Source organism: Acinetobacter junii CIP 64.5, from assembly GCF_000368765.1.
Lineage (GTDB): Bacteria > Pseudomonadota > Gammaproteobacteria > Pseudomonadales > Moraxellaceae > Acinetobacter > Acinetobacter junii.
In genome coordinates this window covers 768,390-783,552 of sequence record NZ_KB849655.1, presented here as the reverse complement: position 1 = coordinate 783,552, position 15,163 = coordinate 768,390, and the positions used below count along the sequence as shown (strand labels likewise).

10 protein-coding genes are annotated in these 15,163 nt (G+C 38.0%); 7 read left to right on the top strand and 3 right to left on the bottom strand.

Annotated elements, in window-relative coordinates:
* The first annotated feature begins 1 nt into the window (after nt 1).
* On the top strand, nt 2-874 hold the full coding sequence (locus F948_RS09475) for an alpha/beta hydrolase (RefSeq protein ID WP_004912398.1): 873 nt from the start codon (nt 2-4) through the stop codon (nt 872-874).
* Nucleotides 875-891: 17 nt separating this feature from the next.
* Here F948_RS09475 and nudC read toward each other — a convergent pair whose 3' ends face one another.
* From nudC to dnaQ, 3 genes are all read right to left on the bottom strand, one after another.
* Nucleotides 892-1,644 (bottom strand): NAD(+) diphosphatase, encoded by a 753-nt coding sequence (gene nudC / locus F948_RS09470; protein WP_004912396.1) that lies wholly within the window; start codon nt 1,642-1,644, stop codon nt 892-894.
* Nucleotides 1,644-3,290, bottom strand: coding sequence for a hypothetical protein (locus F948_RS09465; protein WP_004963087.1), 1,647 nt, complete (start codon nt 3,288-3,290; stop codon nt 1,644-1,646). The genes nudC and F948_RS09465 overlap by 1 nt, the downstream gene beginning before the upstream one ends.
* 126 nt (nt 3,291-3,416) lie before the next feature.
* Nucleotides 3,417-4,763, bottom strand: coding sequence for a DNA polymerase III subunit epsilon (dnaQ, locus tag F948_RS09460; protein WP_004963086.1), 1,347 nt, complete (start codon nt 4,761-4,763; stop codon nt 3,417-3,419).
* Nucleotides 4,764-5,045: 282 nt separating this feature from the next.
* On the opposite strand from dnaQ, the gene F948_RS09455 reads away from it, so the two are divergent.
* The 6 genes from F948_RS09455 (at nt 5,046) to F948_RS09430 (ending at nt 15,159) form a co-directional block, all read left to right on the top strand.
* A complete protein-coding gene (locus tag F948_RS09455; RefSeq protein ID WP_004963083.1) occupies nt 5,046-8,291 on the top strand; it encodes a lytic transglycosylase in 3,246 nt (1,081 codons plus the stop codon).
* Nucleotides 8,292-8,297: 6 nt separating this feature from the next.
* Nucleotides 8,298-10,136 carry an extracellular solute-binding protein gene (locus F948_RS09450; protein WP_004963080.1) on the top strand — a complete coding sequence of 613 codons (1,839 nt, stop codon included), beginning with the start codon at nt 8,298-8,300 and terminating at the stop codon, nt 10,134-10,136.
* 24 nt (nt 10,137-10,160) lie between these two features.
* The gene (yejB, locus tag F948_RS09445; RefSeq protein WP_004963078.1) at nt 10,161-11,231 is read left to right on the top strand and encodes a microcin C ABC transporter permease YejB; all 1,071 of its coding nucleotides are present in this window, start codon (nt 10,161-10,163) and stop codon (nt 11,229-11,231) included.
* Entirely contained in the window at nt 11,231-12,241 is a 1,011-nt protein-coding gene (locus tag F948_RS09440; protein ID WP_004963075.1) for an ABC transporter permease, read from the top strand. The genes yejB and F948_RS09440 overlap by 1 nt, the downstream gene beginning before the upstream one ends.
* Nucleotides 12,216-13,802: a dipeptide ABC transporter ATP-binding protein gene (locus tag F948_RS09435; protein WP_004963071.1), complete on the top strand. Its 1,587-nt coding sequence runs from the start codon at nt 12,216-12,218 to the stop codon at nt 13,800-13,802. The genes F948_RS09440 and F948_RS09435 overlap by 26 nt, the downstream gene beginning before the upstream one ends.
* A gap of 112 nt (nt 13,803-13,914) precedes the next feature.
* On the top strand, nt 13,915-15,159 hold the full coding sequence (locus tag F948_RS09430; protein WP_004963068.1) for an NADH:flavin oxidoreductase/NADH oxidase family protein: 1,245 nt from the start codon (nt 13,915-13,917) through the stop codon (nt 15,157-15,159).
* Nucleotides 15,160-15,163: the final 4 nt, after the last annotated feature.

Genomic DNA, 15,163 nt, shown 5'->3' with positions numbered 1-15,163 from the left:
TATGAAGCAACTTATTCAACAAGTTCAAGAAAATGTGACACGGGCGAAAAGCTTTTATCAAGAGTTTCGTCTGTATGATCTAGCCAGTTACTCAATCAATTATCTGACACCAAAGGATACCTTTGAAAAGGAAGAGCATCTTGCCTATGGTTTAAAGGCAAGACATCGTTTAGACCTTTATCGAACTAAAAATCCTAAAAAGCAGCGACCATTGATTGTGTTCGTGCATGGTGGTTCATGGCAACATGGTAATAAACGTGATTATCTTTTCGTAGGCGAAAGTTTTGCTCGAGAAGGTTTTGATGTTGCTGTTATTAATTATCAACTTGCCCCAGAACAAATTTTTCCTGCATTTGTTGATGATCTTGCTCAAGCAATTCATTATCTAAATCAAAACCAAGCAAAACTTAATATTTCTACTGAAAACATTATCTTAATGGGGCATTCCGCGGGTGCTTTTAATGTAATGTCAGTGGTTTATTCTCCGTACGCTCAGAACTTCAAATATACTGATAAGATCAAAGCAATCGTGGGAATGGCTGGTCCATATCATTTTGATTATAAAGATGATCCTCTTTCTGAACATGCCTTTGATCAGCATGTACCGTATAAGCAAGTGATGCCATATTATTTTGTCAATCCGAACAAGATTAAGCACTATTTGTTGATGGCGGAAAACGATCAGTTAGTAGGTAGTCATAATACATTTGATCTGGATAAAGCACTAAGAGAAAAAGGCAATCATAGCCATGTGATGGTGATTCCAAAAACTGGACATATTACCATCGTGGCAACACTTGCAAGTTTTGTCAGTCATTACTTCAAAACGAAACGCACCATTATGCATTTCTTGGAAGAGGCTTTAGAAGACTAAATAAAAAAGCATCTTAATTAAGATGCTTTTTTTTGACCTATGATTTGAGTAATCATACTGTGGGCAATACTGCCTTTGAATGGGATTTCAGGTAATTCATTAAACTTGAAGAACTGAGCGTCACTAATTTCTTCTACTTGCAATTCAATGTCACCCGATTCGTATTCAGCATGAAACGCTATCATTAAGTTACTAGGGAATGGCCAAGGTTGGCTAGACATGTAACGAATATTTTTGAGCTTTAAGCCAACTTCTTCAAGTGTTTCACGTTGTACAGCCTCTTCAAGAGTTTCGCCAACTTCAACAAAACCTGCAATCAAACCATACATATTTGATTTGTTATGAGCGGATTTTGCTAGAAGAATCTCGTCAGTCCCTTTTGTGATCACTGTGATAATACAAGGTTGAACTCGAGGATATTGGTGGTACCCACAAGCAGGGCAAACCATCGCATATTCTCTCGAATGCACCTCGGTCATATGACCACAATGACTACAGAATTTATGGTTACGACGCCACTCTAGTAATTGGACAGCACGGCTTGCTTGTAAGAAATCCGAAGTATCCCATGATTGTATGAGTTCTCTGATCGGAACTAATTGATAGCCCTCTGGAATTGGCTCATCATCAAGAAGATCACGTGCAATTACTTGGTCATCGTGATGAATAGGCAAATCACTTGCTAACTTTTCAACTTGAGGTAACTGTAAATTTTCATCTACTAAGAGCTTTTGATGTTGAAAAATATAAGCAAGTGATAGTTGGGTCATTATGCCGCTGCGCTTTGTAACTGTTGACTGTTTGATAATGCCACATCAAACATAGATTGCAACACAGGTTGTTTGTTCTTTAAGTTATCAACCAATAGATCAAGTCCTGCGACAACATTTAAAATACAGTTAATGTGTTCAGCCTCAAAAGTTTCATTTTGAGCAAGTCGATGTTCTGCAAATTGAACTGCACCTAACAAAGCAGTTTGTTGTGCAGTACTTCCCAAGAATAGGGCAGCACCTGATAGTTCTTTGAGATAAATAGGCAGAGACTCTAAATTGTGTGCTGTAGAGTCTTGAGCGTAAAGACTAAGTGTTTGAGTCAGTGTTTCAATCAGAGTTTTGGTTTCGCTTAATAAAGCTTTGTGCGCTTCATCTAAACGATCCAAAGAGATTTGCATGTTATTCACACGTAATTGTAAACGACTTGAAGTATAGTTACGCTCAAGAATCCCGATAGAATTCATCGAAGCCAAGATACTATTCATTAAATGTTGTACTGATGCTGCATCAGTCAATGTATTTGTTTGGCTGAGTTTTTCTGCTTGCTGCGTCAGTTCTTTTGCCGCTTCATTTAGATTGAGAATTTTAAATACATTTGAGAGCTGATGAAGTTTTTGCTGAAGTTCTTGAGTTTTTTCAGCAGACATATTTTCATGGTTATATTCAATCTCGTTGCGGATTTGAGCCATCTCATCCGTCATTAGTTGGCTAATGGTATGAATTGTTTCGTAGTCTGGTCCGTACAAATGGCGACTCAAAACTTGTAGCTGAGTATCACTGAGTAACTCATCACCAATATTAAGCTGTTCACGAATATGATGAGAAAGATCATCTTCTTGACTGATACAAATACTCAAGATATCCGCTAAATCATTTAAGTCAGTTTGAAATGCATTGGGATTAGCAAGAAATTGACCAATATTGGTTTCAATCTTAATAAATGTACGTAAGCGTGCTTCAGTAATCAGTAGATCTTCAATATGTCCTAAACCTACATTCACAAGTTGCCAATATTGTTGACTTGGCAAACCCGATGCTAAACCAGCCATATAAACTGCAACAAGTTTTAAGCCTTGTAAATACAAAGGTGTTTCTGCTTGTTTAATCAGTTTATTTAAGCACAATTTATATAACTGATGGACATACTGTGATTTTTCTAAATCAGGGGCCTTTGGCAAATCAAAATTTGGCGTAAAGCAATCCAATAAAGGTTGAATCGTTTGACCTTCTTTAGTGATTGGCTTGCCTAATGCTTTTTCTAAACGATTGAGTGTATCTAATAGGAACTGTGGAACTTTAACTTCACGTAAACAAATGAATTCGATATAACGTTTCAGCATGGTTGTGCCTTCGCTCAAAGCCACAACATCACTAGTTTTAATTTGTTCAGGTTGAGCCATGATTTTACGCATAAGCTCAGCAGAGTATTGCGTAATCTGCGATAGGTGTGGGATATCAATCAAGGCTAGAACATTCGTGCATTGTTCAAACTGATTGAGAGCATCATCAATCCCAAATGGCAAGGCTTGTTCTTCGGCAAGAGTATTGACTGCAGTCTCTACCAATTTAATCGAATTATCGATCTCATTTTTTATTATTAATAATGCCGTTGGGTCGAAATGAATCGAGGTTTGGTAAGACATATGACCTACACCTTTCCTAAGTTGTTATATCCATGAACCCTCTATGGAGAGGGTTTAAATCTTTAAGAGTTAATATAACTTAACTTTGAAAGCTTGAAACAAAAAAACCTGAACTTATAAGCAAATTTATTTTGCAAAAAAGCATGGTTTTCCATGTTTTTCTTCGAATTGTTTGACCCAAGTCTCATGTTGCTGAAGTTCATCATCAGTCGGGTAAATAATTGGCAAATCAATTTGTACGCGTTGACGAGTGGTTTTATTCTGTTGTTGTTCGGTTTGGGATAAGGCATCCATATCAAATGAGACTTGTCCTCCTGTCATCGCCAAGTAAACATCAGCCAAAATTTCAGCATCGAGTAATGCACCGTGGAAGGTACGATCGCGAGCAGGAATTTCATAACGACGGACTAAGGCATCAAGTGAATTTTTTTGACCAGGATGCTTGTTTTTAGCAAGGGCGAGTGTATCCGTAACTTCACAAACTTCTGATAATGCTGGAAGCCCCGCGCGTTTAAACTCCATATCTAAGAAGTTCATATCGAAGGTCGCATTATGTGCAATAATTTCAGCACCTTTTAAAAATTCGAAAAGTACATCTGCGATTTCAGCATATTTAGGTTTGTCCGCTAAGAATTCATCAGTGATACCGTGTACATCGACTGAGTCGCCAACTGGTTTTTCTGGGTTAATATAAATATGAATAGAACTACCTGTAAGCTTACGATTAATCATTTCGATTGCACCCACCTCAATGATTCGATCGTTGTCTTGATAATAGAAACCTGTCGTTTCTGTATCTAGAATCAATTGGCGAGGGCCTTGTAGATTTAATTTTGCATCTGTAATTACAATGTATGGGTTTGAAGATTCATTTACAGATTTAACCTCTATAATTTCTTCGATTTGCTCTGTGACTTGTAAATCAATTTCAATCTCTTCAATCAACTCATCTGCTTCTTCATCGAGGTCTAAACCAAAGGGATCATCGAGTAGCCAATCAGATTCAGGCTTTTTTGTATCAGCGTTAGCCTGCGTCATTTTTGAGCTTTGTTTTGCAGTTTGTTCAGCACCCATGTTTGCTAGTTGATCAGCCATTTCATTTCCTGGATGGCCCGCATGACCTTTGATCCAGTTCCACTCAATATTTCTATTTGCGCACACGGCGTCTAATTTTTTCCACAAATCAGGGTTTTTAACATCTTTCCAATTTTTCTTTTTCCAACCATGTATCCATTCAGTGATACCTTGTTTTACATAGTTTGAATCTGTCCAGATAATTAGGTGAGCATCGACTGGGCAAAAAGAAATACCTTCTATCGCTGCAGTTAATTCCATTCGATTATTGGTCGTTTCTAGCTCACCACCATAAATTTTATGCTCTTCGGTTTCTGTAATGATATAAGCCCCCCAACCACCTAATCCTGGATTGCCTTTACATGCGCCATCTACATAAAGTGTGATTGTTTGAGACATAGTTGAACCTAAAAGTTTAAACGAGAATGGTAGAGCGGATCATCATCAAAATAAGCAGAGTACTTTTTTAAAAAGTACAAGCGAAAACAGTGTATCACCCCTTGATTACGGGCGGTATTGTAAAGCTAAATTGCATTGATGAACGTTACAAAACTCATCTTTTTTAATTTCTTGTAACATTTCGATGCGAATCACGTTAAATTATTGCCTTGTCTAAGTGACATGCTTTACTACAATGGCAAATCGAAGAAATAAACTAGCGTGAGTTGACTGGAAGTTTTTATGTATAAATCGACCACATTGGTGTGGCAACAATCTGCAACATCATTATTTAAAATTACTGTACTGACTTCTGCTTTAGCTGCGCTAGGAATCACGACAGGGTGTTCATCTACACCTCAGTCTTCTAAAGTCTCATCATCAAAACAATTAGGTTCTGGCTATTTGGATGCTAGTAGTTTGGATTCGCTTGAGGATTTACTATCAGCAACCGACATGCGTGCAGTAGAGGGTGATCGATTACTGGTTTTAAAACACGGTGATGTGTGGAAACGTATGACTGTTGGATTCAAAATGGATTTAAACCATTGGGATTCACGTATCGAAGCACAGCGTGGTTGGTTTATTTCTCGTCAACCTTATTTAGATCGTTTGAGTGCGCGTGCCAGTCGATATCTTTATCACACTGTTAAAGAAGCTGAACGCCGTGGTATGCCAACGGAATTGGCTTTGCTACCAGTTATCGAAAGTTCATATGATCCAGCAGCAACGAGTAGTGCAGCAGCAGCAGGATTATGGCAATTTATTCCAAGTACTGGACGTATTTATGGTTTACAGCAAACCAGTCTGTATGATGGTCGTCGTGACGTAGTTGAATCTACGCGTGCTGCATATGAGTTTTTAGGTAGTTTGTACAACCAGTTTGGATCATGGGAGTTAGCATTAGCTGCTTACAACGCAGGTCCTGGACGTATTCAACAAGCGATTAACCGTAATAAGGCAGCTGGCTTACCAACTGATTATTGGTCATTAAAATTGCCACAAGAAACAATGAACTATGTACCTCGTTTCTTAGCAGTTGCTCAAATTATCAAAAATCCAAGTGCTTATGGCGTGGCTTTACCTCCAATTGCCAATCGTCCTCACTTCCGTGAAGTCAGTTTGTCAGCACCTTTAGATCTGAATCAAATTTCATCTATTACAGGTCTAAGTCGTGCAGAGTTATATGCGCTCAACCCTGCATATCGTGGTGAAACGGTTGATCCAACAAGTCCGATGCGTATTTTGATTCCTGCAGATTTGAGCCCATCGATCGATGCAAAACTTCGTTCGGGTAAATCAAGTTCTAGTGGCTTCTGGGCAAGCAATCAGACTCCACCTGCTATGAATAATACATTGAGTACTTCAACGACAACGCGTACAAGTACTGGACAGGCCATTAGTCCTTCGACAAAAACACCTCCGCCATTAACGGCAAGCACTACAACGCGTCCAACATCTACCACAACGACGAAGATGAGTACGCCTAAAGGTGCTGATGCATTGGCATCTTTTGCTGCTGCTGCTGATGTACCAAGTGCACCTCGTATTCCAGTGGCGATTACACCTGCGCCTAATGTCAAACCTGTGAATATTGAACCACCAATTTCACTAAAAGAGCGTGAGCAAATCGTTGCAGCGGTAAAAGACGAAGGTGAGAAGAAAACTGTTGCTCAAGTTTTAGAGCCTCAACCTACGCAGGCTGAAAAAGACCAAATTGTTGCTGAAATTAAAGCAATCGCACCGAAAGGAACTGAAATTGTTGATCCTTTTGATGGCAAGATTAAGCTCACTGCGATCCAAACTAGCCAATCAGTTGCTGATGAAAAAGGTCAAGAAGTCACTAAAGGATTCGCTTATCCAAAAAACTTGGTTGAAGACGAAACGACTGCGAACAGTGATGATGCTAAACGAAACCAAGGTAAACCTTATATTAAAACGGACACCGATGTTGTTGTTGTAGCACCAAAAGGCAAACGTAGTACTTATGTCGTATTACCTGGTGACACATTGGCTGTGATTGCACAGAAAAATGGAGTGAACTGGCGTGATATCGCGCAGTGGAACCAAATTGATCCAAATGGAACCTTGTTTGTAGGTACTAGCTTGTATCTCTATGATGCAAAACCACAAGCTGAAGTTGTGAAAGCAACAGAAAATAAGCCTGATAGCTATGTCGTTCAATCAGGTGATAGTCTTACCAATCTTGCTGCTCGTTTTGATTTGAGTATCAAACAACTAGCCGATTTTAATAATTTATCAGTTACTGATGGATTATTTGTAGGGCAAAAACTGAGCTTAAAAGAGCCAAAAAATTCAATACGTAGTTCTCAACAAAGTAGTCGTGAGATTGATAAAGTTTCCACTAATAAAAAAGTGGCAACAAAATCATATACTGTGAAACGCGGTGAATATCTCAAATTAATTGCTGATCGTTATGCATTATCAAATCAAGAGTTGGCTGACCTAACTTCAGGTTTGACGGCTACGAGCGATTTGATGGTTGGTCAAAAAATCAATGTACCTCTACATGAGGTATCTAAAGTAGATGAGCCTACTGAATCAAATGCTAAGGTTAACTATAGCAATGTGACAGCTTCAACAAGTTATAAAACTGAAAATTATACTGTTCAACGTGGTGATACCTTATCCAGTATTGCCAGTAAATCGAAAATAACATTGAGTGAACTGGCTGATCTAAATAACTTGAAGTCCAACAGTGGTGTGCGTTTAGGTCAAACCCTGAAAATACCAGCAGGTTCATCTGTTCCAGAACAGTACGTCGTTCAATCAGGCGATAGTTTAAATGCAATCGCTGGCAAATATGATTTAAGTGTTAATTATATTGCTGATTTGAATGGATTAGAGCGTACTGCTGGATTACGTGTAGGACAACGTTTAAAACTTGCTGGAGATACACCTTCCAAGTCATCAAATGTCACAGCGACAAAAGTCAAAGATAAAGATGAAACGGCACCTGATATTTACACCGTAAAATCAGGAGATACTTTAAGTAATATCGCTAGCCGTTATTATCTACAGCTCGATTATGTAGCTGCATTAAATGGCTTGTCACGTAATAGTACAGTTCGGATTGGTCAGAAACTCAAACTTTCTGGTGATGTACCAAAAGTAGAAACAGCAAAAGTTGAGTTAAGTAAAACGAGCTCAAAATCTGTTTCTAGTAAAAATACAGAAAAATATACCGTAAAAGCAGGTGAGTCCCTCAACAGTATTGCAAATCGTTTTGGTATGTCGAGTCGTGAGTTAGCTGATCTTAATGACTTGAAAGCAAATGCTGGCTTACAGCGAGGTCAAACGATTTCTGTTCCTAAAGTTGTCACTGAATATAAGGTGAAGCGCGGTGATACCTTAATTGGTTTAGCAAGTAAATATGGTATGGAAACTAGTGCTTTGGCTGAGATGAATGATTTAACGCCAAGTACACAATTGCGTATAGGTGATGTTATTAAAGTGCCAAACCTGTAAGTACTGATGCTTTTATTATCTACAACTCAAAAGCTTAGTCTGTTCGGACTAAGCTTTTTTGCTCAAACCACATTTGCAGCCCTTCAAACGACACCATACTTAGGGATGCATGTGCAGCCTAAATATGCCAATTTTTCAGTCATGCCATATGCGGATGTTAAAGCACCTAAAGGTGGTTTATTTAGCCAATCTACATTAGGCACTTTCGATAATTTAAATAGTATGAATGGAAAAGGGAGTGCAACAGAGGGCGTGAACTATCTTTTTGATAGTTTAATGGATCGCTCTTTGGATGAGCCACGAGTGATGTATCCACTACTGGCTGAAAAAGTAACTTATGATCCTGACAATCTGAAGTCCGTAATTTTTCACCTGAATCCTAAAGCACGATTTAATAACGGGCAGGCATTAACATCGGATGATGTGAAATTTACTTTTGATACATATCAAACCAAAGCAAATTTTGGTTTGCAGATGTATTTATCAGATTTGGCAAAAACCGAAATTCTATCAAAGCACCAAATCAAATTTATATTTAAATCCAACAAAAATGTTGAAATGCCATTAATTGTGGCGAGTCTTCCAATTTACTCAAAAGCAGATTGGAAAAACAGAGATTTTACTCGCATTACGCTGCAACCTATTATTGGATCAGGGCCTTATATAGTTGATCGTATCGATGCGGGTCGGAGTATTACTTATAAACGCAGTCCAAATTACTGGGCAAAAGACCTTGCTGTTAACCGAGGGCGTTATAATTTTGATCGACTAAAATATGTGTATTATCGAAACTTAGAAGTGAGTTTCGAGGGATTTAAATCTCAACAATTTTATTTCTATGAAGAAAAAAATATCCGTAATTGGATGATGGGGTATAATTTTCCATCTTACCGATCAGGTTGGGTTAAAAAGTATAAGGCTCAATTAAGCACCCCACTGGATATACAAAGTTTAGTATTTAATACACGACGATCACCATTTCAAGATATTTATTTCAGACAGGCATTAACTTATGCCTATGATTTTGAATGGCAAAATAAAGCACTTTTTTTTAATCAAAATAGACGACTACAGAGTTTTTTTGATAATACTGACTTAGCCGCAGTTTCTAAACCGAGTTCTGCTGAGCTGAAGATTTTAAAACCTTATCTAGCGAAGCTTCACCCGATCATCCAACAAGGTGTAGTCGCAGATTGGCGTTATCCTAAGTCGGATGCTAGTGGATTTAATCGTAATAACTTACTACACGCACAAACAATCCTGAAACAAGCAGGATATAAGATCGTTAATGGTAAATTGCATGATCCTCAAGGTCGATTGATTCAAATAGAATTATTACTTCAGCAAGAGAATCCACAACGTGAGCTGATGCCATTTGTGCGTAATTTAAAGCGACTTGGAATACAGGTCAATTTGCGTCAAGTGGATGTCCCGCAGTATATGGAGCGGATACGTCGTCAAGATTTCGATATGATGGTTTTTAAAATGCCGCAGACTTTGACCCCTGGAAAAGAGCAGGCACAGTTTTGGGGAAGTAGGGCTGCAAATGAAGCAAATAATTATAACTATGCAGGAATACAATCTCCTGTAATTGATCAAATTATTGGAAAAATAATTGCAGCTAAAAGTCGAGATGAAGTTGTACTCTATACTCGAATTCTAGATCGCTTACTGCGTGCGGGCTATTACCATATTTTGACATATGGTAAACCAGATCGTTGGTTTGCTTATTGGGATATTTATCAGCAACCAAAAACTAAACCAAAACTTTCTGTCGGGTGGGAATATTGGTGGGTTGATGCAAAGAAAGCCAAGATGCTCAATCAATCTTCGATTAAACATTAAATCAAATAATGAAGGATTAAGTTTATGCTTCACTATATTCTGAAAAGAATGATTTTGATGATTCCGACATTATTTTTAATTCTGTTAATCAATTTTATCATCGTACAAATCGCACCTGGCGGCCCAGTTGAGCAAGCCATACAACAAATACAAAATGCTCAAGGATTGGGTGTAAACGTAAATAATTCAAATACGCTGGGTGAATTGGCTCAGTATGAAGGCGCTCGAGGCTTAAGCCCTGAGATGATCGAAAAAATTAAAGCGCAATATGGGTTTGATCAGCCTTCTTATGAACGGTTTTGGATCATGCTCAAAGGATATTTAACCCTTGATTTTGGAACAAGTTTTTTCAAGGATAAAACAGTTGTACAATTACTGTATGAAAAACTTCCTGTTACCTTGTCCTTAGGTATATGGAGTACTTTCCTGATCTATATGATTGCAATTTCGCTAGGGATCAGCAAAGCCAAAAAGAAGGGTTTGCTTTTTGACCGTGCGACCTCATTGTTATTGGCAATTAGTTACGCCGTCCCATCATTTGTATTTGCTATTGTACTTGTGGTTTTTTTTGCAGGTGGAAGTTATTGGCAGTGGTTTCCTTTACAAGGATTAGTGTCGGAAAATTTCGAGCATTTAAGCTTTATAGGAAAAGTTAAAGATTATCTTTGGCATATGTGCTTGCCGATTATCAGTATGGTATTAGGAAGTTTTGCTGCTTTGACGTATTTGACGAAATATTCTTTTGTTGAAGAACTTAATAAGCCTTATGTGCTGACAGCAAGATCAAAAGGATTGAATGAAAATCAGGTGCTTTTTCGACATGTATTCCGCAATGCGATATTGATTGTTGTTGCTGCTTTACCTGAAACCTTGGTTGGTATTTTCTTTGTTGGTAATTTATTTATCGAAATCATTTTTAATTTGGATGGCGTAGGATTATTGGGTTTTGAAGCGATTACGCAACGTGATTATCCTGTGATTTTTGGTACGTTATTTCTATTTACATTCTTCGGTTTAATTCTTCGCCTTATAGGGGACGTACTTTATCACTGGATAGACCCACGCATTGATTTTGAATCACGAGGTGGGCGTTGATGTCACCTTTAATAAGAAATCGACTATATCGTTTTAAGCAAAATAAATTGGGATTTTTCAGTTTAATCTTATTTTTGATTATTTTTAGTCTTTCTATCTGCGCTGAGTTTATAGCAAATGATAAACCTCTGCTTGTTAATTATAAGCAGTCACTCTATTTTCCCATATTCAAAGATTATCCTGAAACAACATTTGGTGGCGTATTTGAAACATCGACTGATTATCAGGATCCTGCTGTAAAACAATTGATCCAACAGCATGGCTGGATGATTTCACCAACTGTAGCTTTTTCATATCAAACTCCAAATTTATCTCTCACTGTTCCTGTACCATCTCAGCCGACATTACAAAATTGGTTAGGGACAGATGATCAAGGTCGTGACGTATTTGCTCGCATCTTGTATGGTCTAAGGGTTTCACTTTTATTTGGAATCGGGCTAACTATAGCGGCAGCTTGCATCGGAATAGTTGTAGGTGCAGTACAAGGGTATTATGGTGGTTGGATTGATCTAATTGGACAGCGACTTTTTGAGGTATGGGGGGGCTTACCCATGCTGTTTATTGTGATGATATTGGTCAGTATGTTTAACCCAAATGTATATTGGCTCTTTTTAATTATGTTGTTATTTGGATGGACTGAATTAGTAGGATTAGTAAGAGCTGAGTTTTTGAGAGCACGAAATTTTGATTATGTACGCGCTGCTCAGGCTTTGGGTGTCAAAGACCATAATATTATTTTTAAACATATTTTACCAAATGCAATCAGTTCAAGTTTGTCGCAAATACCATTTATGCTTACAGCAAATATTATTGCTTTAACGGCACTAGATTTTCTTGGTTACGGATTACCTGCGGATGCAGCATCGTTAGGCGAACTGCTGTTGCAAGGGAAAAATAATTTAGATGCACCATGGCTAGTATTGTCTGGCTTTTTTACTTTGGCAATTGTGCTTTCACTTTTGATTTTTATTGGGGAGGCTGCTCGTGAAGCATTTGACCCCAAACAATAATACTGCCTTGTTGAAAGTTCAGAAATTAAGTATTGAAAACCAATTAGGCACTAAGCTTGTTGATAATTTCAACTTTGAACTTCATCATTCACAGACTTTGGCGATCGTTGGTGAAAGTGGTTCAGGAAAATCAATAACTTGCCTTGCAATATTAGGATTGTTATCTGATAGCCTTAAAGTAAAAGGTGAGATCCTGTTTGATGGTGTGGATTTGCTTAAAATGAATCAGCATCAATGGCAGCAAATTCGTGGCAAAAAAATTGGGATGATTTTTCAGGAACCGATGACAGCACTTAATCCATTACATCGTGTCGAAAAAATCGTTGGAGAGAATTTGTTGTTGCAAGGATTCTCTAAATCTAAAGTCAAAGAAAAGACCCTCGACTTATTAAATGAAGTCGGTTTAGAAGATGCAACTCATCTCTTGAAACGATTTCCACACGAGCTTTCTGGTGGTCAACGGCAGAGAGTCATGATTGCTATGGCATTGGCATTGGAACCTGAAATTTTAATCGCTGATGAACCGACTACAGCTTTGGATGTTGTTTTACAAAGACAAATTCTTGATTTGCTCAAACAATTACAACACCATCATAAAATGGCAATTCTCTTAATTAGTCATGATTTAAGTGTTGTTAAACAATATGCAGATGAAGTTTTAGTTGTTAATCAAGGACGAATTGAACAGCAGGGTGATATAAATGAAATTTTTCAACATCCCAAAAACGAATATACCAAAAGCCTGTTGCACCATGATTTTGGGATTGCACTAGAACAAAATAGTGGAAAAACGTTGCTTGAAATTCAAAATCTGTCAGTACGTTATCCGATTAGAAAAGGATTATTTAATCAAATAAAACAATATAAAACAGCTGTTAGTAATATTAGTTTCTTATTAATGTCAGGTGAGGCTTTAGGTATTGTGGGGCAAAGTGCCTCAGGTAAAACATCGCTAGCACTAGCAATTGCTCGACTTATTCCTAGTGAGGGAGAAATAAATTTCGAGACTCAGAATTTCAATCAACTAAATCAAAAACAGTTAAGACCTTTGCGTCAGCAATTTCAAATTGTCTTTCAAGATCCTCTAAGCAGTTTGAATCCTCGATTATCAGTTTTTCAAATTATCGCAGAAGGGCTTGAACTGAGTGCAGTAAAATCAAACCTGATCGAAAATATGATCGATGAGGTGTTAATAAAAGTTGAATTAACACCTTCTGAAAAATTTAAATACCCACATGAGCTTTCTGGTGGGCAAAGGCAACGAGTCGCTCTGGCTAGAGCCTTGGTTTTGAAACCAAAGTTGTTGATCTTAGATGAACCTACATCAGCTCTTGACCGCATTACACAACAAGCAATTATTTTGCTTCTGCGACGGTTGCAACACCAAGAGCAGATCAGCTATTTAGTGATCAGTCATGACTTACAAGTCATAAAATCCCTCTGCCAAAATGTTTTGGTAATGCATGAAGGTAAAGCTTTGGAATATCAAGCTTCACAAGATTTATTTCGTGATCCTCAAAATGAATACACAAAATTATTGATTGAGGCGATTTGTATATAGCATTGTAATTAAACTGACATATGTTATTGTCAACTTATCGGAAGATATCTTGACATCAACAATAATCAGATTAAATTAGAGCAATTACTCTAATTTGTAGCAGAGGATGACCATGAGTCAGATTGCAGACAGTATCCAAATTCGCAACACAACATTCAAAAATCGTATTATCAAAGGTGCTATGAGTGAAGCTTTAGCTAATCACGAAGGTCAGCCGAATGATTTACATATTGGATTGTATGAAGCTTGGGCTAAAGGTGGCTTGGGTTGTGCAATTACAGGAAATGTAATGGTTAACATTGCGGCTAAAAATGAGCCAGGTGTCGTTGCGATCGAAACTGAACGTGATTTGGCGAAGTTGCAACAATGGGCTGCGGTAGGCAAAAAATACGGTATGGTACAATTAATTCAGTTGTCACATCCGGGTCGTCAATGTCCAAAAGGATTAAACAAAGAAACAGTAGCACCGTCTGCTGTACCTTTTAGCCCGATGTTAGCAACGATGTTTGGTACTCCACGTGAGTTACGACATGAAGAAATTCTAGATATCATCCAACGTTTCGCTACAGCTGCAGCAGTCTGTGAGAAGGCTGGATTTGAAGGTGTACAGTTACATGGTGCTCATGGTTATTTGATTAGCCAATTTTTATCACCACTAACCAATAAGCGTACTGATGAATGGGGTGGTTCAATTGAGAACCGTATGCGTTTCTTAATTGAAATTTATAAAGCCGTTCGTGCTGCGACTTCAGAAAACTTTATTATTTCGGTAAAACTCAATTCAGCTGATTTCCAACGTGGTGGTATTACTGAAGAAGATGTGATTGCAGTATTTAAAGCAATCGATGCTGCAGGAATTGATATCATCGAGATTTCTGGTGGTACTTATGAAGCACCTGCAATGGCCGGTGCAAAAGCAGAATCACGTAAAGCAAGTACTATTGCACGTGAAGCATATTTCTTAGAGTTTGCTGAAAAGATTCGTCAGCATGTCACATGTAAGTTAATGGTGACAGGTGGTTTCCGTACAGTCGCAGGTATGAATGCTGCACTGGAAAGTGGTGCATGTGATTTTATCGGGATTGCACGACCATTAGCGGTTGAAACAGATTTAACAGATAGCCTAATTGCAGGTAATGATGTGCGTTATGCTGTAAACCAAATTAAAACAGGCATTCCTTTTGTTGATAAAATGGCAATTATGGAAATCATTTGGTATGCGGCACAATTCAAAGCAATTGGTCAGGGTAAAAAACCAAATCCTAAATTATCACCATTACTTGTTTTCTTGAATTATGCCAAAGGCAATATTAAAGCGGTTGTTAAAGGTCGAGTGAATTCGCGTAAATCGGCATAACTGA

Bases quoted from the DNA above. Each gene is read 5' to 3' on its own strand.
- F948_RS09455 (WP_004963083.1), top strand. From the start codon at position 5,046: ATGTATAAATCGACCACATTGGTGTGGCAACAATCTGCAACATCATTA.
- F948_RS09450 (WP_004963080.1), top strand. From the start codon at position 8,298: ATGCTTTTATTATCTACAACTCAAAAGCTTAGTCTGTTCGGACTAAGC.
- F948_RS09465 (WP_004963087.1), bottom strand. From the start codon at position 3,290: ATGTCTTACCAAACCTCGATTCATTTCGACCCAACGGCATTATTAATA.
- nudC (WP_004912396.1), bottom strand. From the start codon at position 1,644: ATGACCCAACTATCACTTGCTTATATTTTTCAACATCAAAAGCTCTTA.
- F948_RS09430 (WP_004963068.1), top strand. From the start codon at position 13,915: ATGAGTCAGATTGCAGACAGTATCCAAATTCGCAACACAACATTCAAA.
- F948_RS09475 (WP_004912398.1), top strand. From the start codon at position 2: ATGAAGCAACTTATTCAACAAGTTCAAGAAAATGTGACACGGGCGAAA.
- F948_RS09440 (WP_004963075.1), top strand. From the start codon at position 11,231: ATGTCACCTTTAATAAGAAATCGACTATATCGTTTTAAGCAAAATAAA.
- yejB (WP_004963078.1), top strand. From the start codon at position 10,161: ATGCTTCACTATATTCTGAAAAGAATGATTTTGATGATTCCGACATTA.
- dnaQ (WP_004963086.1), bottom strand. From the start codon at position 4,763: ATGTCTCAAACAATCACACTTTATGTAGATGGCGCATGTAAAGGCAAT.